The organism is Pseudomonas umsongensis (assembly GCF_012647205.1).
Lineage (GTDB): Bacteria > Pseudomonadota > Gammaproteobacteria > Pseudomonadales > Pseudomonadaceae > Aquipseudomonas > Aquipseudomonas umsongensis.
Map to the genome: position 1 here is coordinate 5,493,022 of NZ_CP051487.1, position 20,492 is coordinate 5,513,513.

Annotated in this window: 19 protein-coding genes; 11 read left to right on the top strand and 8 right to left on the bottom strand. The window is 59.2% G+C overall.

Annotated elements, in window-relative coordinates; genetic code table 11:
• Positions 1 to 118 precede the first annotated feature (118 nt).
• The 3 genes from HGP31_RS24765 (at position 119) to HGP31_RS24775 (ending at position 3,116) form a co-directional block, all read left to right on the top strand.
• Complete coding sequence (locus HGP31_RS24765; RefSeq protein WP_008058016.1) at positions 119 to 382, top strand: DUF2790 domain-containing protein; 264 nt, start codon at positions 119 to 121, stop codon at positions 380 to 382.
• 543 nt (positions 383 to 925) lie between these two features.
• Positions 926 to 2,173 (top strand): ribonucleotide-diphosphate reductase subunit beta, encoded by a 1,248-nt coding sequence (locus HGP31_RS24770; protein ID WP_150772443.1) that lies wholly within the window; start codon positions 926 to 928, stop codon positions 2,171 to 2,173.
• A gap of 229 nt (positions 2,174 to 2,402) precedes the next feature.
• Complete coding sequence (locus tag HGP31_RS24775; protein ID WP_020800275.1) at positions 2,403 to 3,116, top strand: HNH endonuclease; 714 nt, start codon at positions 2,403 to 2,405, stop codon at positions 3,114 to 3,116.
• Between the two features lie 60 nt (positions 3,117 to 3,176).
• Here the strand turns inward: HGP31_RS24775 and HGP31_RS24780 are convergent, their stop codons facing one another.
• The 8 genes from HGP31_RS24780 to arcD (HGP31_RS24810) all read right to left on the bottom strand — a co-directional run bounded on the left by HGP31_RS24780 (position 3,177) and on the right by arcD (HGP31_RS24810) (position 9,305).
• On the bottom strand, positions 3,177 to 3,881 hold the full coding sequence (locus HGP31_RS24780) for a DUF6933 domain-containing protein (protein WP_168758847.1): 705 nt from the start codon (positions 3,879 to 3,881) through the stop codon (positions 3,177 to 3,179).
• Between the two features lie 36 nt (positions 3,882 to 3,917).
• Positions 3,918 to 4,280, bottom strand: coding sequence for a hypothetical protein (locus HGP31_RS24785; protein WP_020800273.1), 363 nt, complete (start codon positions 4,278 to 4,280; stop codon positions 3,918 to 3,920).
• 164 nt (positions 4,281 to 4,444) lie between these two features.
• Positions 4,445 to 4,825: a hypothetical protein gene (locus HGP31_RS24790; protein WP_042955789.1), complete on the bottom strand. Its 381-nt coding sequence runs from the start codon at positions 4,823 to 4,825 to the stop codon at positions 4,445 to 4,447.
• Positions 4,822 to 6,234, bottom strand: a complete 1,413-nt coding sequence (locus HGP31_RS24795) for a PAAR domain-containing protein (protein ID WP_168759226.1) — start codon at positions 6,232 to 6,234, stop codon at positions 4,822 to 4,824. Before HGP31_RS24795 ends, HGP31_RS24790 begins: the two co-directional genes overlap by 4 nt.
• 128 nt (positions 6,235 to 6,362) lie before the next feature.
• Positions 6,363 to 6,551 carry a hypothetical protein gene (locus HGP31_RS30650; RefSeq protein ID WP_240963509.1) on the bottom strand — a complete coding sequence of 63 codons (189 nt, stop codon included), beginning with the start codon at positions 6,549 to 6,551 and terminating at the stop codon, positions 6,363 to 6,365.
• A gap of 54 nt (positions 6,552 to 6,605) precedes the next feature.
• Complete coding sequence (locus tag HGP31_RS30655) at positions 6,606 to 6,848, bottom strand: hypothetical protein (RefSeq protein ID WP_240963510.1); 243 nt, start codon at positions 6,846 to 6,848, stop codon at positions 6,606 to 6,608.
• Positions 6,849 to 7,017: 169 nt separating this feature from the next.
• Positions 7,018 to 7,881 carry a DNA-3-methyladenine glycosylase family protein gene (locus HGP31_RS24805; RefSeq protein ID WP_168758848.1) on the bottom strand — a complete coding sequence of 288 codons (864 nt, stop codon included), beginning with the start codon at positions 7,879 to 7,881 and terminating at the stop codon, positions 7,018 to 7,020.
• Positions 7,878 to 9,305 (bottom strand): arginine-ornithine antiporter, encoded by a 1,428-nt coding sequence (gene arcD / locus HGP31_RS24810; protein WP_168758849.1) that lies wholly within the window; start codon positions 9,303 to 9,305, stop codon positions 7,878 to 7,880. Before arcD (HGP31_RS24810) ends, HGP31_RS24805 begins: the two co-directional genes overlap by 4 nt.
• Positions 9,306 to 9,746: 441 nt before the next feature.
• On the opposite strand from arcD (HGP31_RS24810), the gene arcD (HGP31_RS24815) reads away from it, so the two are divergent.
• The 8 genes from arcD (HGP31_RS24815) to gcvP all read left to right on the top strand — a co-directional run bounded on the left by arcD (HGP31_RS24815) (position 9,747) and on the right by gcvP (position 20,383).
• A complete protein-coding gene (arcD, locus tag HGP31_RS24815; protein WP_168758850.1) occupies positions 9,747 to 11,174 on the top strand; it encodes an arginine-ornithine antiporter in 1,428 nt (475 codons plus the stop codon).
• Between the two features lie 33 nt (positions 11,175 to 11,207).
• On the top strand, positions 11,208 to 12,464 hold the full coding sequence (gene arcA / locus HGP31_RS24820; protein ID WP_020800265.1) for an arginine deiminase: 1,257 nt from the start codon (positions 11,208 to 11,210) through the stop codon (positions 12,462 to 12,464).
• 69 nt (positions 12,465 to 12,533) lie between these two features.
• On the top strand, positions 12,534 to 13,544 hold the full coding sequence (locus HGP31_RS24825) for an ornithine carbamoyltransferase (RefSeq protein ID WP_020800264.1): 1,011 nt from the start codon (positions 12,534 to 12,536) through the stop codon (positions 13,542 to 13,544).
• Between the two features lie 145 nt (positions 13,545 to 13,689).
• Positions 13,690 to 14,619 (top strand): carbamate kinase, encoded by a 930-nt coding sequence (gene arcC / locus HGP31_RS24830; protein ID WP_020800263.1) that lies wholly within the window; start codon positions 13,690 to 13,692, stop codon positions 14,617 to 14,619.
• A gap of 12 nt (positions 14,620 to 14,631) precedes the next feature.
• The gene (locus tag HGP31_RS24835; RefSeq protein ID WP_020800262.1) at positions 14,632 to 14,994 is read left to right on the top strand and encodes a DUF5064 family protein; all 363 of its coding nucleotides are present in this window, start codon (positions 14,632 to 14,634) and stop codon (positions 14,992 to 14,994) included.
• A gap of 225 nt (positions 14,995 to 15,219) precedes the next feature.
• The gene (locus HGP31_RS24840; protein WP_020800261.1) at positions 15,220 to 16,728 is read left to right on the top strand and encodes a sigma-54-dependent transcriptional regulator; all 1,509 of its coding nucleotides are present in this window, start codon (positions 15,220 to 15,222) and stop codon (positions 16,726 to 16,728) included.
• Between the two features lie 411 nt (positions 16,729 to 17,139).
• Positions 17,140 to 17,523: a glycine cleavage system protein GcvH gene (gcvH, locus tag HGP31_RS24845; RefSeq protein WP_110755284.1), complete on the top strand. Its 384-nt coding sequence runs from the start codon at positions 17,140 to 17,142 to the stop codon at positions 17,521 to 17,523.
• A gap of 10 nt (positions 17,524 to 17,533) precedes the next feature.
• Positions 17,534 to 20,383 (top strand): aminomethyl-transferring glycine dehydrogenase, encoded by a 2,850-nt coding sequence (gene gcvP, locus HGP31_RS24850; protein ID WP_168758851.1) that lies wholly within the window; start codon positions 17,534 to 17,536, stop codon positions 20,381 to 20,383.
• Positions 20,384 to 20,492 lie beyond the last annotated feature (109 nt).

Consider the following 20,492-nt stretch of genomic DNA (forward strand, 5'->3'; position numbering starts at 1 on the left):
AGTTAACCGAGTTACAGCCCCCACGAAGGCAGTTAACCCAAATCCAAGTAGTGCAGTTCCACACGCAACCTCAAAAAGGTTGCGTGACCCCCTTCGCCCTTAGAAAGGTAAATATTAAATGAAAGCTTTATTGGTACTGGCCCTCAGCAGTCTGTGCGCAACCGCCATGGCAGACGAGGCCCAGACTGATGTCGCGCAGCAACAACCGGCCATCGAGGATTACACTTACTCGATGCACCTGGACATCGCCAAAGTTATTTCAATGAGCGAAGTTCCCAATGTATGCGAAGTTGTCCCGATGAAAATGGAATATGACGACTCCAAGGGCCAGCGCCATATCCTGCGTTACAGCGTCATGGGTAACGGCTGCTCCAGCGGCTGATTGACTGCGCCGAATCCGGCCCACTCAGCCGCGTGCTGAAGGTCGATTCCAGCCCGGCTAACGTCGGGCTCAGTTGTGTCTGGACTGGTCAAAAAACGCCCACAAACACAAGATGTAGTGAAAAAGGCCATTTTCTGCTTACTTTTTGAACAAAACCGATACCTCGCCATTTTCACGAAAAAAAATCTTCACCCGCCAAAGCCCTGTAAACCCTCGCTCCGACCGAAAAACCCGCCCTCTCGACCGTGCCATGCGCGGATTCGCCCCACCACGACCGTGAAAATTTCCATATAATGCGGCCTTAAACGGGCCTGCAATATCCCCTTACAGGGATGAATAGCCAGTCTGAAGCCCCGCAACGGCATTCGATGCTGATTTGCGCCCATCAGTGGCTCTCGGAACCCCGTACAAAATTATGTTTATTTGCCTGCGTAGCACCGCTGCAAAAAACGATATCCAACGCGGCCAGCACCGCCGTGTGAAAAAACCAACCCATCCATTTTCACACGGGCACACTGGCCCTCACGCAGGAGACGACACGTCATGCTGAGCTGGGACGAATTCGACAAAGAAGACACGGAAGTTGTAGCCAAGAGCGCCAACGCCGGCCACGCCACCGAAGCCAACATGGACCGTCTCGACAGCGCCGGCGGTGCCGCCGCCCTGGAAGCTCGCGCCGTGACCGCTGCGGACTCCGCTGCCGTCGCCCGCGCCAAGGCTGCCCTGGATTCCCTCGACGTCGCCGAAGGCCTCGCCGAACTCGAAGGCGCCTCCGCCCGTGTCGCTGTCGATGAAAAGCGCATGATCAACTGCCGTGCCGACCTCAACCAGCTCGTACCCTTCAAGTACGACTGGGCCTGGCAGAAGTACCTGGACGGCTGCGCAAACCACTGGATGCCGCAAGAAGTCAACATGACCGCCGACATCGCCCTCTGGAAAAACCCGGAAGGCCTGACCGACGACGAGCGCCGCATCGTGATGCGTAACCTCGGCTTCTTCTCCACCGCAGACTCCCTGGTTGCCAACAACCTGGTCCTGGCCGTGTACCGCCTGATCACCAACCCGGAATGCCGCCAGTACATCCTGCGCCAGGCCTTCGAAGAGGCGATCCACACCCACGCCTACCAGTACTGCATCGAATCGCTGGCCATGGATGAAGGCGAAATCTTCAACATGTACCACGAGATCCCATCGGTCGCGAAAAAAGCCACCTGGGGCCTGAAATACACCCGTTCGATCTCCGATCCGAAGTTCGAAACCGGCACCGTCGAAACCGACAAAGAGCTGCTGCGCAACCTGATCGCCTACTACTGCGTCCTGGAAGGCATCTTCTTCTACTGCGGCTTCACCCAGATCCTCTCCATGGGCCGCCGCAACAAAATGACCGGCGTCGCCGAGCAGTTCCAGTACATCCTGCGCGACGAATCCATGCACCTGAACTTCGGCATCGACGTGATCAACCAGATCAAAATCGAAAACCCACACCTGTGGGACGCCGAAATGAAGGAAGAAGCTTCGCAGATGATCCTGCAAGGCACCCAACTGGAAATCGAATACGCCCGCGACACCATGCCTCGCGGCGTGCTGGGCATGAACGCGGCGATGATGGAGGACTACCTCAAGTTCATCGCTAACCGTCGCCTGTCGCAGATCGGTCTGAAGGAAGAGTACCCAGGGACGACTAACCCGTTCCCTTGGATGAGCGAGATCATGGACTTGAAGAAAGAGAAGAATTTCTTTGAGACTCGAGTTATTGAGTATCAGACTGGTGGGGCGCTTAGCTGGGATTGATTTCCAAGCTAGCCACGATTTGACGACTTGAATCGGCAAATCGAACATCTGAAAGCCCTCGACTTGTTCGGGGGCTTTTTTATGGATTAGGAAAACTCCATTCGATGGGCTAGATAATGCGCCGGTAGGATCTCCTGTAAGAAACGCCGCTATTTCTTGTAGGAAAATTCGTAGACAGCCGTAGTGGCCACTCAGTATCGTCCGAGGGTTTTCAACTCTCGGCGATTCTATGAGCGAAACGATAAAAGACAGCGACTGGAGCGTTTCAGAGATCAGGGCCGCGGTGGATGCCTATCTAAAAATGCTCGCGCTAGAGCTAAGCGGTCAGAAATTCGTGAAGACTGTAGAAAATCTTGCTCTACGCGAAGCGGCCTTACCCACTCGCACCAAAGGCTCCGTCGAATTCCGGATGCAGAACATCTCTACGGTACTGATGAAGATGGATCGAGAATTCATCAAGGGGTATAAGCCTGCCAAGAACGTTGGTTCGAATGTTGAGCAGTTAATTCGGGCAGCGCTCACCGAACGAGGCGTTCAGCCCGGCGACCCCACCGCTCCGACAGCTGATGAACAAACGCTAGAGCGACGTGCTGCTGCGCTTCAAAAGCAAAAGATCAAGGAGCCGCCAAAAGGTATTAAAAAACCGAAACGAGCAGCAAGCTCTGGCACAGTCTATGTGCGTGATCCCGAGGTGCGAGCGTGGGTGCGAAATGAAGCCGAAGGTCATTGCGATGGCTGTGGCGAACCTGCTCCGTTTCAAAAACTTGGGTTGCCTTATCTGGAAGTCCACCACGTTAAGCCCCTCGCCGAAAAAGGCTCGGATCAAGTCACCAACGCCGTAGCACTCTGCCCGAACTGCCATCGTCGTTGTCATCATTCGAGCGACAGTGAGGAATTCACCGCTTCGCTTTACAAGAAGGTCACACGGCTGATTCCCGAGTAATCGAACTCTGTAGCGAGGTAACTTGCCGATGCAAGGATCAACCCTCCGTCCATGTCTGCATTACTGCAATGGCTCGAGCGCTTGCCGAAGTCGATCCTCCAGCGCCCATATCTCCCGCTTCACCTCCATGCGCCGCTCACGGGCGGCTTGAATGCGAGACTCGTCAAGGCCAGCGTAGCGGCGTAGCCAATGAACGATCATTTCCTCATCAGGGTGGTAATAGTCCTTGTGGCCTTTACTCCCTCTCAGGGTGTCATTCATATCACTGTCGAAGCGGCCAGCCGCGAATTCATCCGGGGGCAACGTGCCCCATTCGGCGGCGCAATCCTCGAATACCCAGGAAATCTCATTGAGGTGTTTTTGCGCTCCGCGATGGCCGCGTTTGTAAAACACCTGCTCGCGGCAACTCTCCTGGAAACGCTCCATCATCGGCTCGTCATCGACCCATTGAAGGATGTCGTGCTGGCCCGCATGGCGGACCAGGCCGTTTATCCAACGCTCGGCAAAACGATCGACAAAGCCTTCCAAATCGGCTTTTTTCGCGTGCGCGAAAATCATGCAGTACCGGGTTTGCACATGGATGACGAACAGCACGTGCTTGCGTTGAACGGTAATCGCGTGGACCAGCCACTGTTCGGCTGACGCATCAGGCGCATCGTCCTCAATAATGGGCGATGGTGGTTTACCCACCGGGGAGATTTTCTTGCCTTTGTGCACACGACTGAAAAAGTTGCTGGCGGCTTCGGTGCAATTGAAGATCAACATCCTGGTTCTCTGGTAGAAGGCGGGTGATAGCGGTTGTCAGTCCTGCTGCACTATCTCATCTGCCCATTCAATCTCATAGGGCTGGCGAACCACGTCAGCAATCTCTTCCCGCGCCGCTTCGCTGAGGACCGACAGCTCTGCATCGGTCAGCAAGTCGTGTCTGACCATCATTCTCAAAGCCATCAGTGCGCTAGAGCGACTGTAAGGATCGAAAGTCCGGACGATGTCTTTATCCCGGTCGCGCATCAGCCGATAAAGCATCCCATACCTGGCTTGAGCCGAAAGCGCACCATGCTCAGTGATGGTCTTGGCATCGGCCAACACACCCTGGCAGAAACGATCGAGCGCCAGCTTGCGCAGTTCCTTGAACTTCTTCCAGTCGCTTTCGATGATGGGCATGAGCATTACCTCTGCGAAGGATCTTTGACGAAGTAAAACGCATTCTTGCCGAAAAATCCTGTCGCATTCAGGTCATTGAGTCGCAGGGGCTGGAATTCGCCCCGACACCGCCAAAATCGAGATTGTCAGATTTTTTGTGTGCGGGACGGTTATGGCCTGCCCTCTTACCTGAATTTCACCAGCAAAGATCCAATCAACAGCCAAACACCACTACCAACCAACATGACAGCTTTTATTTTTAGTAGACGCTTCAGATGAGGAGGGAAGTTTTTAATATCCTCGGGGTCCAGTTCACCACTGCGGATTGATGCGTTTGGCATCATTACCATCCCGGCGATTTTTGCTACCAGCATAAGGCACCCAAACCATCCCTGAGTCCTCAGGCCCGGCCCCCAGATCGCGATATAGCGACTGTTCTTCAGGGCCCCCATCATCACATCCAGATGACGGCCTAAATATAGGGAGTACGCGATACCCACAACCCCCAGTAGGAATGGTCCCCCAACAACAGTTATGGAAACCCAGGTTGGCCACATGTCGATCATGGCGTTGAGCCTTCGTATATTTTTTCGCCTAAAAACTCTCCTCCATCACCACCACGGGTCTTACCCAGCCATGCCCCACCACCTATCAAGGTCGCAATGCAGACAACGCCCCCAATGCCTGTAGTGTATCCAAGCGCCAGGCAGACAGGCGCACTGGCATATTTGCCTAACTCTGCACCCACAATGCCACCAACGGTGGACCCGATGAATTTTCCACCCTCAGTAAATCTAACCTTCTCACAAGCCGTACCAGAATCCCCAGCACAAACTTCCTGAATAGCCAGCAGCGAAGAAACCCCGCCAATACCAATGCCGATGTAACCACCGGTGCTCATGTACTTGGCAGCCCGACTGACCGCATTCACATGGGTCGCATAACCCGGAATCTGCCCCGGCGCCCCAGCCTTGTCCCAGTGGTGCACCAGGCTACGACTGGAAATGCCGAGGGCGGTCTTCAATTTGGGGTGATCACCCAAGGTGGTCACACCACGAAGGCGCGTGGAGTTCAGCAGGTGGGCATCCAGCTGGGCGAGCAGACGCTGGCGCTCGGCAACAAACGGCTTCGATCTCAGGTTGCCATGCTGGCGATAGGTTTCCTGATGCAGGCGCTCTATGCCCTGGAGGGTGTCGCGCAGGCGGATCAGGTGCTTCTCCATTACCGCTGCGCTGACGCCGAGAACGGTCGAAGTATCGCCGGTAAAACTGGCAATTTCGGCGCCGTGGCGATACATGAACTCCGCTTCTGCTGGCGTCAGGGGATCGAGGGCTGCCTTGACCTGTTGAGCGGTTTGCATCAGCTGGGCTTCCTGGTAGGTGCAGGAAGTGTTGCTCGGATCGCTTAGCACGATCATCGAACCGGCTTTGAGGTCGCTTCGATCAGGGTTGAGCGCCTTGAACTTGCTCATGGTCGCGTGTTGGCGCGAGGGGAAAAGCGTGGCTTCCAGTTGTTCGCGGGTCATGCTGTTGGGGACAACGTAGAAGCCGGGTTCCGGTAGGTCTGCTTTGTTGAATGTTGCTGGTGCCGGATGACTGGAAGGAGCGAAACCGGATTGACGTGGCACTGCTGGCTGGGTGCTGGCAGTTGAAGCAGTTGGCTCAGCCGCTCTTCTGGACACCGGCGGTGAAGCGTCCGCTTTCGTGTAAGTTGCCGTGAGTACCGTGGGGATAAGACTGGCCTTACAAGGGCAATTGCTGTAGCTATCCAGCGTGCCAGCCATGGGCCTTCCAAGACTGGTCATATACGAGATGCCACCGACGATCCGATACGTCTTCCTGTCCTTTCCACAGGTGACTCGATCACCATCACAGGCATGGGCAACGCCATACATCATGATCCGGGTGTCACCATCGAGAACTGTGCCGCCACAGGTGGTTCGGTCATTCAAACCGATGAAATGTCCTTCTCTCATTGAATTTCTTCTCCATGACTTCCGGTCGAGTCCAGAAGGTTTACGACGAGGGGTTGCGACCGTCAGTTGCGTCAGCATTCAAGCAACGCCGAACTGAGACAGCCTTGGGCAGCGCCAGACTTGATCGCTCAGTCCGCGATAGATGGAAGAAAATCCTTAACCATCGACTCCCTTTCGCGCGCAACAAACACCAAGCCGTCCTGCGGCGTATTGATGATCTCGTCGCCATTGCTGAGCAAGCTGCCGACCAACGCCACATCATTGTGAACCTGCCCGGCGCCTGTGATGATCTGCGCCGTACTGCCATCGACATACATGACGTAGTCGCCTTTGCGCGCTCCACGCACCGACTGTCCATTTTCCAGCTTGAACTACTGCAGTCCGGTCCCTTGCTGGATCACTCCGCCGTTACGGGTATGGCTGCCCTCGGTGGCAAAGCGGAAGATGGCGATGGCGGGATGAGCGTCAAGGTATGCCTGCTGTTCGCGAACAGTCGCCTGGGTTTCCTCATCGAATCGCGCAATGTGCTGCTCAGTGAAGTGCGGGGTGTCCAGGCTGCGGAGGTATTCTGGGGAAACAGCATTGCCACACAAGAACTGAAAGGGTGCATTCATTTCAAACTCCTTATCCTTGGAAGGGTGTTCAGAAATAATGCAGCGGACGCTAACAGCGTTGCGAGCCTCACGGCAGGGTCAAAAAGACGATTCAGAAGTTTCTCCAAAAGAAACAATCCTTTTCCTACAAAAGGGTCTGTCCATGGAGGCCACGTGGATGAATCAACCCTCAGTCCGGCCGACTCAACGAACTCCACAACAACTGCGCCGCATACCCCCGATACGGCCGCCATCCCTCAGCCCTCTCCAACAACTGCCGAGCCGTCACCGCCCCACCCTCCAATGCCGCCAACGCATTGATCAACCCCACATCCCCATTCGGCAACCCATCCATTTCCCGCAACTGCCGCAACGCAATGTACTGCGCCGTCCAGTCGCCGATGCCGTACAACGCCAGCAACCGCGCCACCCCGCCGTGCCGACCGGGTTCAAACAACAGGGGATCATCGATCACCGCCTGGGCCACGCCCGACAACGTACGGCCTCGGCTTTTCGGCATCCCCAATGTCGCAAGGTCCGCCGCCGCCAGCACCGCCGCTTCGGGAAACACATGGGTCAGGCCACCGCGCGGCGAGCTCAAGGGCACGCCGTATTGCGCCACCAGTTTTCCCGCCAGCTTGATAGCCGCGCCGACGGTAATCTGCTGCCCCAACACCGCACGAATCGCCAGTTCCAAACCATCCCACGTCCCCGGCACGCGCAGTCCTGGGCGCTCTGCGATCAGCGGTGCCAGCAGAGGATCAACAGACAGGTGCCGATGAATGCTGATCAGGTCGGCATCCAGATCAAACATCCGCCGCAGCCTGGCGACGATCTCGGGCACTGCGTTGGCATCGGGAAAGTCCAACGTCAGTTCCAGTGAGTCCGCCGTCGCAGGCCCGACAGCGAGCGTGCCGTGGACCCCGTTCAAGCCGATGCTGCGTGAGTAGACGTCGCCGACCACTTCTTCCATTCCAGTGATCGCCCGCGCCGACAGGAATCCCAGCATCGCGGGCCAGTCGTAGGGCGCCTGGAACGCCAGCAGTAACTTCACAGGCTGAGCACTCCGCTGTACAGCGCATACGCCGCCAGTCCGGCAGCGCTGATGACACAGGTAAATATGCCCTTCTCGAGGGTGGTGAACAGCGGTTTGCCCTGTTCATGCCTGGCCTTGGCGAACAGGATCACGCCTGGCGCATAGAGCAAGGCCGAGAGCAGCAGGTACTTCACGCCGCCGGCATACAGCAACCACACGGCATAGCTCAGGGCGATGCCGCCGATCAGCAGGTCCTTGGTGCGTTCGGCAGAGGCGTGTTCATAGGTTTCACCGCGCCCGCTCAGCAGCACCGCATAAGCCGCCGACCACAGATAGGGCACCAGGATCATTGATGACGCGAGGTAGATCAGGCTGGTGTAGGTGCCGGCGGAAAACAGGGTGATCAGCAGAAACAGCTGAATCATCACGTTGGTCAGCCACAGCGCATTGACCGGTACATGGTTGGCGTTTTCCTTGGTCAGGAATGCCGGCATGGTCTTGTCCTTGGCCGTCGCGAACAGGATTTCTGCACAAAGCAACGCCCAGGACAGCAACGCGCCCAGCAGTGAGATCCCCAAGCCGATGCTTATCAGCAACGCGCCCCACGGCCCGACGATATGCTCCAGCACCGAGGCCAACGACGGGTTCTGCAAAGTGGCGAGTTCCGGTTGACTGAGGATCCCCAGCGACAGCACGTTGACCAATACCAGTAGTGCCAACACCCCGACAAAACCGATGACCGTGGCCCGGCCCACATCCGAACGTTTCTCCGCCCGCGCCGAGTAGACACTGGCCCCCTCGATGCCGATGAACACGAACACGGTGACGAGCATCATGTTGCGCACCTGGTCCATCACGCTACCGAAACTCGGGTTGCTGCGGCCCCAGATGTCCCGGGTGAAGATATCCGCCTTGAACGCCACGGCGGCGATCACGATGAACATGATCAGCGGCACGATCTTGGCCACGGTAGTCAACAGGTTGATGAAAGCGGCTTCCTTGATCCCGCGCATCACTATGAAATGCACCGTCCACAGCAGCAAAGACGCACAGGCGATGGCGGTCGGGGTGTTGCCTTCGCCGAACACCGGAAAGAAAAACCCCAGGGTGCTGAACAGCAGCACGAAATAGCCGACGTTGCCCAGCCAGGCACTGATCCAGTAACCCCAGGCCGAAGAGAATCCCATGTAGTCGCCGAAACCGGCCTTGGCGTAGGCGTACACCCCCGAGTCCAGTTCCGGTTTGCGATTGGCCAGGGTCTGGAACACGAAGGCCAGGGTCAGCATGCCGACGGCCGTAATGGCCCAGCCAATCAGGATCGCCCCCGCATCGGCCTTGGCTGCCATGTTCTGCGGCAGGGAAAAGATCCCGCCGCCAATCATCGATCCGACGACCAGGGCGATCAGTGCGCTCAGGCGAAGCTTTTGCGTCGATTGCGACATGGCGGCGTCTCCAGTTGCCAGGGGCGGCCATCGCCGCAAGATCGTCACATAACCTGCGTTAACTAAATGGATGAAGCGTAATGACGTTTATTGGATAACGCCAACAAACGCCCATCCAAGTGCCAGATAAAACCCAATAGGCATCGATATATTTTTTTGATTTATACAACTTCTTTGATAAGCCAATTCAGTTCTGAGAACGCTTCGCGAAAATTTGCGGATTGGCAAAAAAGGGCTAGCTTCATAAGGCGCAAGGAATGCGAAAAAGTTTCAAAAAAAATTCAACGAAGCCTCTGGGACAAGCATTACAGGCATTAGCTTTGTATGAGCGATTTTTCGGTTATTCACAATGGAATGTAGACCTGCACTGATCTAAGTCAGTCCACTCATTGGTGGGCGGACTAGTCTGTTGCCTCTCTTCTCCTGCAATGGAGTCATGCAATGTCTGAAACTCCCGGAAAACTGAAACTCGGCGCGCTGATTGCCCTGGTCGTCGGTTCGATGATCGGTGGCGGCATCTTTTCCCTGCCGCAAAACATGGCGGCCAGTGCCGATGTCGGCGCCATTCTGATTGGCTGGGCGATCACCGCCGTCGGCATGCTCACCCTGGCCTTTGTCTTCCAGACCCTGGCCAATCGTAAGCCCGACCTGGACGGCGGGGTCTACGCCTACGCCAAGGCCGGTTTCGGCGACTACATGGGTTTCTCTTCGGCCTGGGGTTACTGGATCAGTGCCTGGCTGGGCAACGTTGGTTACTTCGTCCTGTTATTCAGCACCCTGGGTTACTTCTTCCCGGTGTTCGGCGAGGGCAATACCGTCGCCGCCGTGGTCGGTGCGTCCGTGTTGCTGTGGGCCGTGCATTGGCTGGTACTGCGGGGGATCAAGGAAGCGGCATTCATCAACCTGGTGACCACGATCGCCAAGATCGTACCGCTGATACTGTTTGTGCTGATTACAATTTTCGCCTTCAAACTGGAGATCTTCACCGCCGACATCTGGGGCCTGAAGAATCCGGACCTGGGCAGCGTGATGAACCAGGTGCGCAACATGATGCTGGTCACCGTGTGGGTGTTCATCGGCATCGAGGGCGCGAGCATTTTTTCGGCCCGGGCGGAAAAACGCAGTGATGTGGGTAAGGCCACGGTGATCGGGTTTATCACTGTGCTGCTGATCCTGGTACTGGTGAACGTGCTGTCGCTGGGCATCCTGACCCAACCGGAACTGGCCAAGCTGCAGAACCCGTCGATGGCCGCCGTGCTGGAACACGTGGTCGGTCCGTGGGGGGCGGTGCTGATCAGCGTCGGCCTGATCATCTCGTTGCTCGGAGCCCTGCTGTCGTGGGTACTGCTGTGCGCGGAGATCATGTTCGCCGCCGCCAAGGACCACACCATGCCGGCGTTCCTGCGCAAGGAAAACGCCAACCAGGTACCGGTCAACGCCCTGTGGCTGACCAATGCCATGGTCCAGATATTCCTGGTCATCACGTTGTTTTCGGCCAGCACCTACCTGTCGCTGATCTACCTCGCCACTTCGATGATCCTGGTGCCTTACCTGTGGTCGGCGGCGTACGCCCTGTTGTTGGCGGTGCGCGGCGAAACCTACGAAGGCGCGGCGGGCGAGCGTCAGAAGGATCTGTTCATTGGTGCCGTGGCCCTGATCTATGCGGTCTGGCTGCTGTACGCCGGTGGCATGAAATACCTGCTGCTCTCGGCCCTGCTCTATGCACCCGGCGTGATCCTGTTCGCCAAGGCCAAGCTGGAACTCAAGAAACCGGTTTTCACCAACGTCGAGAAGCTGATTTTCGCCGCGGTGGTCGTCGGCGCCCTGGTGGCGGCCTACGGTCTCTACGACGGCTTCCTGACCCTGTAACACGACTGATTTGCCATCTGGAGGTTCACTGAAATGACCACGGAAAAAGTTAAGTACGGCGTCCATTCCGAAGCCGGCAAACTGCGCAAAGTCATGGTTTGCTCCCCTGGGCTCGCCCATCAGCGCCTGACCCCGAACAACTGCGACGAATTGCTGTTCGATGATGTGCTGTGGGTGGCACAGGCCAAGCGCGACCATTTCGATTTCGTCACCAAAATGCGTGAACGCAACGTCGATGTGCTGGAAATGCACAACCTGCTGACCGACATCGTCGCCATCCCCGAAGCGCTGGACTGGATTCTCGAGCGCAAGATCACCGCCGATTCGGTGGGCCTGGGCCTGATCAATGAAACCGGCTCGTGGCTGCGCAGCCTGGAACCGCGCAAGATCGCCGAGTTCCTGATCGGTGGTGTCTCGGCCGATGACCTGCCGGACAGTTTTGGCGGCAAGACCATTCAGATGTTCCGCGAATTCCTCGGCCACTCCAGCTTCATCCTGCCGCCGCTCCCCAACACCCAGTTCACCCGCGATACCACGTGCTGGATCTACGGTGGCGTCACGCTCAACCCGATGTACTGGCCGGCACGTCGCCAGGAAACCCTGCTGACCACCGCCATCTACAAATTCCATCCGCAATTCACCAACGCTGAATTCCAGATCTGGTACGGCGACCCGGACAAGGACCATGGCAGTTCCACGCTGGAAGGCGGCGATGTGATGCCGATCGGCAACGGCGTGGTCCTGATCGGCATGGGCGAACGCTCGTCCCGCCAAGCCATCGGCCAACTGGCTGTCAGTCTGTTCAAGCACAAGGCCGTGGAAAAAGTCATCGTCGCCGGCCTGCCTAAATCCCGCGCGGCGATGCACCTGGACACCGTGTTCAGCTTCTGTGACCGCGATGTGGTGACCATTTTCCCGGAAGTGGTGAACCAGATTGTCGCCTTCACCCTGCGCCCCGATGAAAGCAAGCCGGGCGGCATCGATATCCGCCGCGAAGAAACCAACTTCCTCGACACCGTGGCCAAGGCCCTCAACCTCAAGGCCCTGCGCGTCGTCGAAACCGGCGGCAACAGTTTCGCCGCCGAACGCGAGCAATGGGACGACGGCAACAACGTGGTCGCCGTGGAGCCCGGTGTGGTCATCGGCTACGACCGCAACACCTACACCAACACCCTGCTGCGCAAGGCCGGTGTGGAAGTCATCACCATCAGCGCAGGCGAACTGGGACGCGGTCGCGGCGGCGGCCATTGCATGACCTGCCCGATCATCCGCGATCCGATCGACTACTAACCTATCAGCCTTGGCCCGCACTGACCGAGCGCGGGCCAACGGGATAACCGACACCTTAGGAGATCCAAAATGGCGTTCAATATCCATAACCGCAATCTGCTGAGCCTGGAACACCACACCCCTCGCGAATTGCGCTACCTGCTCGACCTGTCCCGCGACCTGAAACGGGCCAAATACACCGGCACCGAACAGCAACACCTCAAGGGCAACAACATCGCGCTGATCTTCGAAAAAACCTCGACCCGCACCCGCTGTGCGTTCGAAGTCGCCGCCTATGACCAGGGTGCCAATGTCACCTACATCGACCCGAACTCCTCGCAGATCGGCCACAAGGAAAGCATGAAGGACACCGCCCGCGTGCTCGGGCGCATGTATGACGCCATCGAGTACCGTGGCTTCAAACAGGAAATCGTCGAGGAGCTGGCCAAGTTTGCCGGCGTGCCTGTATTCAACGGCCTGACCGATGAATATCACCCGACACAAATGATCGCCGACGTGCTGACCATGCGTGAACACGCCGACAAGCCGATCCACGAAATCAGCTATGCCTACCTTGGGGATGCGCGTAACAACATGGGCAACTCGCTGCTGCTGATCGGCGCCAAGCTGGGCATGGACGTGCGCATCTGCGCGCCGAAAGCCCTGTGGCCGGCGGACGACCTGGTGGCACGCTGCAAAAAATACGGAGAGGAAAGCGGCGCGCGCATCACTCTCACCGAAGACCCGAAAGCGGCGGTCAAGGGCGTGGACTTCATCCACACCGACGTCTGGGTCTCTATGGGCGAGCCGGTTGAAGCCTGGGCCGAACGCATCCAGCAATTGCTGCCGTATCAGGTGAATGCCGAGCTGATGAAAGCCACCGGCAACCCGCGCACCAAGTTCATGCACTGCCTGCCGGCCTTCCACAACAGCGACACCAAAGTCGGCAAACAGATTGCCGAGCAGTACCCGCACCTGAAGAACGGCATCGAAGTGACCGATGACGTGTTCGAGTCGCCGGCCTGCATCGCTTTCGAGCAAGCGGAGAACCGCATGCACACGATCAAGGCGATTCTGGTGTCGACACTGGCGGATCTGTAAGGACTGAAGCCCCCTCCATCCGATCGTTCCCACGCTCTGCGTGGGAATGCCGCCACGGACGCTCCGCGTCCGATGTGACGCGGAGCGTCACGGGATGCATTCCCACGGGGACCGTGGGAACGATCAAACTGAAAGGACATGCACCATGCGTATCGTCGTTGCTCTGGGCGGTAACGCCCTGCTCCGCCGGGGTGAACCCATGACCGCGGACAACCAGCGCGCCAATATCCGGATCGCCACCGAGCAGATCGCCAAGATCCATCCCGGCAACCAACTGGTCATCGCCCACGGCAATGGCCCGCAAGTCGGCCTGCTATCGCTGCAAGCGGCCGCCTACACCTCGGTGTCACCTTACCCGCTGGACGTCCTCGGCGCCGAAACCGAAGGCATGATCGGCTACATCATCGAACAGGAGCTGGGCAACCTGCTGGACTTCGAGGTGCCCTTCGCCACCTTGCTGACCCAGGTCGAAGTCGATGCCAACGACCCGGCCTTCCAGAAACCCAGCAAACCCATTGGCCCGGTGTACGGCAAGGCCGAGGCAGAAAAACTGGCTGCCGAAAAAGGCTGGGCCATCGCCCCCGATGGCGACAAATTCCGCCGCGTGGTCGCTAGCCCCAAACCCAAACGCATCTTCGAAATCCGCCCGATCAAATGGCTGCTGGAAAAAGGCAGCATCGTGATCTGTGCCGGCGGTGGCGGCATCCCCACCATGTACACCGCACCCGGCAAACTTGAGGGCGTGGAAGCTGTGATCGACAAAGACCTGTGCTCGGCGCTGTTGGCCGAACAGCTGGAAGCCGATCTGTTGGTGATCGCCACCGACGTCAACGCCGCCTTTATCGATTTCGGTAAACCGACGCAGAAAGCCATCGCCCAGGCGCACCCCGACGAAATGGAAAAGCTCGGCTTCGCCGCTGGCTCCATGGGACCGAAGGTGCAGGCAGCCTGCGAGTTCGCACGCCATACTGGAAAAGTCGCGGTGATCGGCTCTCTGGCGGACATCGAGGCGATCGTCCAGGGCAAGGCTGGCACACGCATCAGCACAGCGACACCTGGCATTACTTACTTGTAAGGAGAGAAGTCCATGGCACAGTTTGAGCCAGGTCACTTGCACATCGAGCGTCATGCGCTGACACCGGACGATGTCAGTTACAACGTGCACCTCGACTATGAAGTCAGCACCAATGACAAAGGTGAAAAAGGCATCCTGTTCACCATGCATGGCAACATTCAAGGCAAGGACATGTCAGAGCCCTTCTTCCTGCCCAAGGAGGAGGCCTACAACTTCGCCAGGGATGTGACGAGAATTGCCGAGAAGTACGGGATTCCGAAGGCACACAGCCAGATCGGCTCGATCCACAAGCACTACGACTTGATGTTCGAAGACATCCGGCAGCAGTTGAATATGAAATCCGGTGATCCGGTAAACCCCGAACACTTCGAGTAACCCGAACACGCGTTCTGTGCTCAACCCAAACCACTGTGGGAGCGGGCCTGCTCGCGAAAGCGCTGTGTCAGTCGCCATCCTCGTTGACTGACACGACGCCTTCGCGAGCAGGCTCGCTCCCACAAGGGTCTAACCCCCGGCATTGAAGTCCACGCAGGATTTCACCATTAGCCCTCCCCAAGGCATACTTGCCACCCTTCGCACCCCAGAACCCGAAACCGCACCATGCGCATCCACGTCAGCTTCATCGATCGCGTCGGCATCACCCAGGAAGTCCTGGCCTTGCTCGGTGGACGTAACCTCAACCTGGATGCGGTGGAAATGGTTCCACCCAACGTCTACATCGACGCGCCGACCCTGAGCCCCGAAGTGCTCGAAGAGTTGCGCGATGCATTGCTGAGCGTGCGGGGCGTGCAGGCGATGACCGTAGTCGACATTCTTCCCGGCCAGCGTCGGCACCTGCAGCTCGATGCGCTGCTCGCGGCGATGACCGACCCGGTGCTGGCGCTGGACAGCGCCGGCAAGGTGTTGCTGGCCAACCCGGCGTTGATTGCCCTGTACGGTCGCGAGCCGGCCGGAGAAAGTGTCGCCGACCTGTTTGCCGACCCGGCGCTGCTCGATGCGTTACTCGAACACGGATTTCGCCTGCCGTTGCGAGAGATCACCGTCAACGGCCAGACCTTGTTGCTCGACGCCACGCCGATCACCGACGCTGGCGCCCTGTTGACCCTGTATCAACCCAATCGCATCGGTGAGCGCCTGTCGGCATTGCACCATGATCACGCTGAAGGCTTCGATGCGTTGCTGGGCGAATCGCCGGTCATTCGCACGCTCAAGGTTCGCGCGCAGCGGGTGGCGGCACTCGATGCGCCGCTGTTGATCCAGGGCGAAACCGGCACCGGCAAAGAACTGGTGGCGCGGGCTTGCCATGCCATCAGCGCCCGCCACAACGCACCGTTCCTGGCATTGAATTGCGCGGCACTGCCGGAGAACCTCGCCGAAAGCGAACTGTTCGGCTACGCCCCCGGCGCCTTTACCGGGGCACAACGGGGCGGCAAGCCGGGGCTGATGGAACTGGCCAACCAGGGCACGGTGTTTCTCGACGAAATCGGCGAAATGTCACCGTACTTGCAGGCCAAGCTGCTGCGATTCCTCAACGATGGCAGCTTCCGTCGGGTGGGTGGCGATCGCGAGGTCAAGGTCAACGTGCGAATCCTCAGCGCGACCCACCGCGACCTGGAGAAAATGGTCAGCGAAGGCTTGTTCCGCGAAGACCTGTTTTACCGCCTCAACGTACTCAATGTCGAAGTTCCGCCCCTGCGCGAACGCGGCCAGGACATCCTGCTCCTGGCCCGCTATTTCATGCAGCAGGCTTGCGCACAGATCCAGCGCCCGGTCTGTCGCCTGGCGCCGGGCACTTACCCGGCGCTGCTCGGCAACCGCTGGCCGGGCAACGTGCGGCAACTGCAAAACGTGATCTTCCGGGCAGCGGCCATTTGTGAAAGCAGCCTGGTGGACATTGGCGACCTCGACATCGCTGGCACCTCGGTGGCACGCCAGAGCGATCAGGATATCGACAGCCTGGAGCAGGCCATGGATGAATTCGAGAAAACCCTGCTGGAAAAGCTCTACGTCAGCTACCCCTCGACCCGCCAACTGGCCAGCCGCCTGCAAACGTCTCATACCGCCATCGCTCATCGATTGCGCAAGTACGGCATCCCCAAACAGCCTTGAAATTGATCGTTCCCACGCTCCGCGTGGGAATGCAGCCCGGGACGTTCTGCGTCCCAAAGCGTGACGCAGAGCGTCACAAGAGGCATTCCCACGCAGAGCGTGGGAACGATCGATTCAAAAGCGACCTTCACCTGTACTGAAAGCGCTACAGCGGAACGATTTCGCTACACCCCTCTGCAACCAGCCCTGCGCAAGGCTTTGATCCACTTCAGCTTTTTTCTCCTGCTGCGGCCGTAGCGATTTCGCTACAGCCTGCGAACTCAGCTTGACCCAATATAATCTTAACTTGTTGATTTATAACAATAAAACAACATTGGCCGCCTTTTTGCTTAGTAAGCCCCCATAAACCAGGGCATTGCCCAAGCATTCAATCGCGTCCACCAGACGAGTCTGGCCCCCTTAGGAGTTTCCATGAGCGAGTTGCGTTTTACTGAAGATCACGAATGGCTGCGCACCGAAGCTGACGGCACTGTCACAGTCGGCATCACCGCTTTCGCGCAGAACGCTCTGGGCGACGTGGTTTTCGTACAACTGCCAGAGTTGCAGTCCTACGACAAAGGCGCTGAAGCAGCCACCGTGGAATCGGTAAAAGCCGCCAGCGGCGTGTACATGCCACTGGACGGAGAAGTGCTGGAAGTGAACCCGGCGCTGGACGCCAGCCCTGAGCTGGTCAACGAAGACCCGCTGGGCGAAGGCTGGTTCTTCCGTTTCCAGCCCGCTGACGCTGCCGCTGTCGGCCAACTGCTGGATCAGGACGCCTACGACCGCCTGATCAAAGCCCAAGCCGAAGCCTGAGGAGCCTGCCATGACTATCAATCTCAGCACCGCCAATGAATTCATCGCCCGCCACATCGGCCCCCGCGCCGGTGACGAGCAAGCCATGCTCAACACCCTCGGCTTCGACTCCCTCGAAGCCCTGAGCGCCAGCGTCATTCCCGACAGCATCAAGGGCACCAGCGTGCTCGGCCTGGAAGACGGCCTGAGCGAAGCCGACGCCCTGGCGATGATCAAAGGCATCGCCGGCAAGAACCAACTGTTCAAGACCTTCATCGGCCAGGGCTACTACGGCACCCACACGCCGTCGCCGATCCTGCGCAACCTCCTGGAAAACCCGGCCTGGTACACCGCCTATACCCCCTACCAGCCGGAGATTTCCCAGGGTCGCCTTGAAGCCCTGCTGAACTTCCAGACCCTGATCAGCGACCTCACCGGCCTGCCGATCGCCAACGCCTCCCTGCTCGACGAAGCCACCGCCGCCGCCGAAGCCATGACCTTCTGCAAGCGCCTGAGCAAGAACAAGGGCAGCCACCAGTTCTTCGCCTCCGTGCATTGCCACCCGCAGACCCTTGACGTGCTACGCACCCGTGCCGAGCCGCTGGGCATCGAGGTGGTGGTCGGTGACGAGCGCGAACTGAGCGACGTGTCGCCGTTCTTCGGCGCCCTGCTGCAGTACCCGGCGAGCAACGGTGACGTGTTCGACTACCGCGAACTGACCGAGCGCCTGCACGCCGCCAACGCCCTGGTGGCCGTGGCCGCCGACCTGCTGGCCCTGACCCTGCTGACCCCGCCGGGCGAATTCGGTGCCGACGTGGCCATCGGCAGCGCGCAACGCTTCGGCGTGCCGCTGGGCTTCGGTGGCCCGCACGCGGCGTACTTCTCCACCAAGGATGCGTTCAAGCGCGACATGCCGGGCCGTCTGGTCGGCGTCTCGGTGGACCGTTTCGGCAAGCCGGCCCTGCGCCTGGCGATGCAGACCCGCGAGCAGCACATCCGCCGCGAGAAGGCCACGTCCAACATCTGCACCGCCCAGGTGCTGCTGGCCAACATCGCCAGCATGTACGCCGTGTACCACGGTCCGCAGAGCCTAACGCAGATCGCCCAGCGTGTGCACCAGTTGACCGCGATCCTGGCCCAAGGCCTGAAAGCGATCGGTCTGAACGTCGAGCAAGAACACTTCTTCGACACCCTGACCCTGAACACCGGCGCCAACACCGCGAAGCTGCACGAGCGGGCCCACGCCCAGCAGATCAACCTGCGCGTGGTCGACGCTGAACGTCTGGGCCTGTCCCTGGATGAAACCAGCACCCAGGCTGACGTCGAAACCCTGTGGGCGCTGTTCGCCGCGGGCCAGGCCCTGCCGGACTTCGCCGCCCTCGCCGCCGCCACGCAAGCGACCCTCCCGGCCGCGCTGCTGCGCCAGTCGCCGATCCTCAGCCACCCGGTGTTCAACCGCTACCACTCGGAAACCGAGCTGATGCGCTACCTGCGCAAGCTGGCGGACAAGGACCTGGCGCTGGACCGCACCATGATCCCGCTGGGTTCGTGCACCATGAAACTCAACGCCGCCAGCGAAATGATCCCGGTGACCTGGGCCGAATTCGGCGCCCTGCACCCGTTCGCCCCGGCCGCACAAAGCGCCGGCTACCAGCAACTGACCGATGAACTGGAAGCGATGCTCTGCGCCGCCACCGGCTACGACTCGATCTCGCTGCAGCCGAACGCCGGTTCCCAGGGTGAATACGCCGGCCTGCTGGCGATTCGCGCCTACCACCAGAGCCGTGGCGAAGACCGTCGCGACATCTGCCTGATCCCGTCCTCGGCCCACGGCACCAACCCGGCCACCGCACAGATGGCCGGCATGCGCGTGGTGGTCACCGCCTGCGACGCCCGCGGCAACGTCGACATCGAAGACCTGCGCGCCAAGGCCATCGAGCACCGCGAGCACCTCGCCGCGCTGATGATCACCTACCCGTCGACCCACGGCGTGTTCGAGGAAGGCATCCGCGAAATCTGCGGCATCATCCACGAGCACGGCGGCCAGGTGTACATCGACGGCGCCAACATGAACGCCATGGTCGGCCTCTGCGCCCCGGGCAAGTTCGGCGGCGACGTCTCGCACCTGAACCTGCACAAGACCTTCTGCATTCCCCACGGCGGTGGCGGCCCGGGCGTCGGCCCGATTGGTGTGAAATCGCACCTGGCGCCATTCCTGCCGGGCCACGCGCACATGGCGCGCAAGGAAGGCGCGGTGTGCGCCGCGCCGTTCGGCAGCGCGAGCATTTTGCCGATCACCTGGATGTACATCCGCATGATGGGCGGCGCCGGCCTCAAGCGCGCCTCGCAGCTGGCGATCCTCAACGCCAACTACATCTCCCGTCGCCTGGAAGAGCACTACCCGGTGCTGTACACCGGCAGCAACGGCCTGGTGGCGCACGAATGCATCCTCGACCTGCGCCCGCTGAAAGACAGCAGCGGCATCAGCGTCGACGACGTGGCCAAGCGCCTGATCGACTTCGGCTTCCATGCCCCGACCATGTCCTTCCCGGTGGCCGGCACCCTGATGATCGAGCCGACCGAAAGCGAATCCAAGGAAGAACTGGACCGCTTCTGCGACGCCATGATCCGCATCCGCGAAGAAATCCGCGCGGTGGAAAACGGCACCCTGGACAAGGACGACAACCCACTGAAAAACGCCCCGCACACCGCGGCGGAGTTGGTCGGCGAGTGGTCGCATCCGTACAGCCGTGAGCAGGCGGTTTATCCGGTTGCCTCGCTGATCGAAGGCAAGTACTGGCCGCCGGTCGGCCGTGTCGACAACGTCTTCGGCGATCGCAACCTGGTCTGCGCCTGCCCGTCGATCGAAAGCTACGCTTAAACCAACAGGGGGCGGGTTTACTAGCCCCTATCAAGCACACCACACCCCCTGTAGGAGCTGCCGCAGGCTGCGATCTTTTGATCTTGATCTTGAAAAAAACAAGATCAAA

What these genes read in the sequence shown, in the direction of transcription:
- HGP31_RS24765 (WP_008058016.1), top strand. Translation starts at nt 119, where the DNA reads ATGAAAGCTTTATTGGTACTGGCCCTCAGCAGTCTGTGCGCAACCGCC.
- HGP31_RS24770 (WP_150772443.1), top strand. Translation starts at nt 926, where the DNA reads ATGCTGAGCTGGGACGAATTCGACAAAGAAGACACGGAAGTTGTAGCC.
- HGP31_RS24775 (WP_020800275.1), top strand. Translation starts at nt 2,403, where the DNA reads ATGAGCGAAACGATAAAAGACAGCGACTGGAGCGTTTCAGAGATCAGG.
- HGP31_RS24780 (WP_168758847.1), bottom strand. Translation starts at nt 3,881, where the DNA reads ATGTTGATCTTCAATTGCACCGAAGCCGCCAGCAACTTTTTCAGTCGT.
- HGP31_RS24785 (WP_020800273.1), bottom strand. Translation starts at nt 4,280, where the DNA reads ATGCCCATCATCGAAAGCGACTGGAAGAAGTTCAAGGAACTGCGCAAG.
- HGP31_RS24790 (WP_042955789.1), bottom strand. Translation starts at nt 4,825, where the DNA reads ATGATCGACATGTGGCCAACCTGGGTTTCCATAACTGTTGTTGGGGGA.
- HGP31_RS24795 (WP_168759226.1), bottom strand. Translation starts at nt 6,234, where the DNA reads ATGAGAGAAGGACATTTCATCGGTTTGAATGACCGAACCACCTGTGGC.
- HGP31_RS30650 (WP_240963509.1), bottom strand. Translation starts at nt 6,551, where the DNA reads ATGTATGTCGATGGCAGTACGGCGCAGATCATCACAGGCGCCGGGCAG.
- HGP31_RS30655 (WP_240963510.1), bottom strand. Translation starts at nt 6,848, where the DNA reads ATGAATGCACCCTTTCAGTTCTTGTGTGGCAATGCTGTTTCCCCAGAA.
- arcD (WP_168758849.1), bottom strand. Translation starts at nt 9,305, where the DNA reads ATGTCGCAATCGACGCAAAAGCTTCGCCTGAGCGCACTGATCGCCCTG.
- arcD (WP_168758850.1), top strand. Translation starts at nt 9,747, where the DNA reads ATGTCTGAAACTCCCGGAAAACTGAAACTCGGCGCGCTGATTGCCCTG.
- arcA (WP_020800265.1), top strand. Translation starts at nt 11,208, where the DNA reads ATGACCACGGAAAAAGTTAAGTACGGCGTCCATTCCGAAGCCGGCAAA.
- HGP31_RS24825 (WP_020800264.1), top strand. Translation starts at nt 12,534, where the DNA reads ATGGCGTTCAATATCCATAACCGCAATCTGCTGAGCCTGGAACACCAC.
- arcC (WP_020800263.1), top strand. Translation starts at nt 13,690, where the DNA reads ATGCGTATCGTCGTTGCTCTGGGCGGTAACGCCCTGCTCCGCCGGGGT.
- HGP31_RS24835 (WP_020800262.1), top strand. Translation starts at nt 14,632, where the DNA reads ATGGCACAGTTTGAGCCAGGTCACTTGCACATCGAGCGTCATGCGCTG.
- HGP31_RS24840 (WP_020800261.1), top strand. Translation starts at nt 15,220, where the DNA reads ATGCGCATCCACGTCAGCTTCATCGATCGCGTCGGCATCACCCAGGAA.
- gcvH (WP_110755284.1), top strand. Translation starts at nt 17,140, where the DNA reads ATGAGCGAGTTGCGTTTTACTGAAGATCACGAATGGCTGCGCACCGAA.
- gcvP (WP_168758851.1), top strand. Translation starts at nt 17,534, where the DNA reads ATGACTATCAATCTCAGCACCGCCAATGAATTCATCGCCCGCCACATC.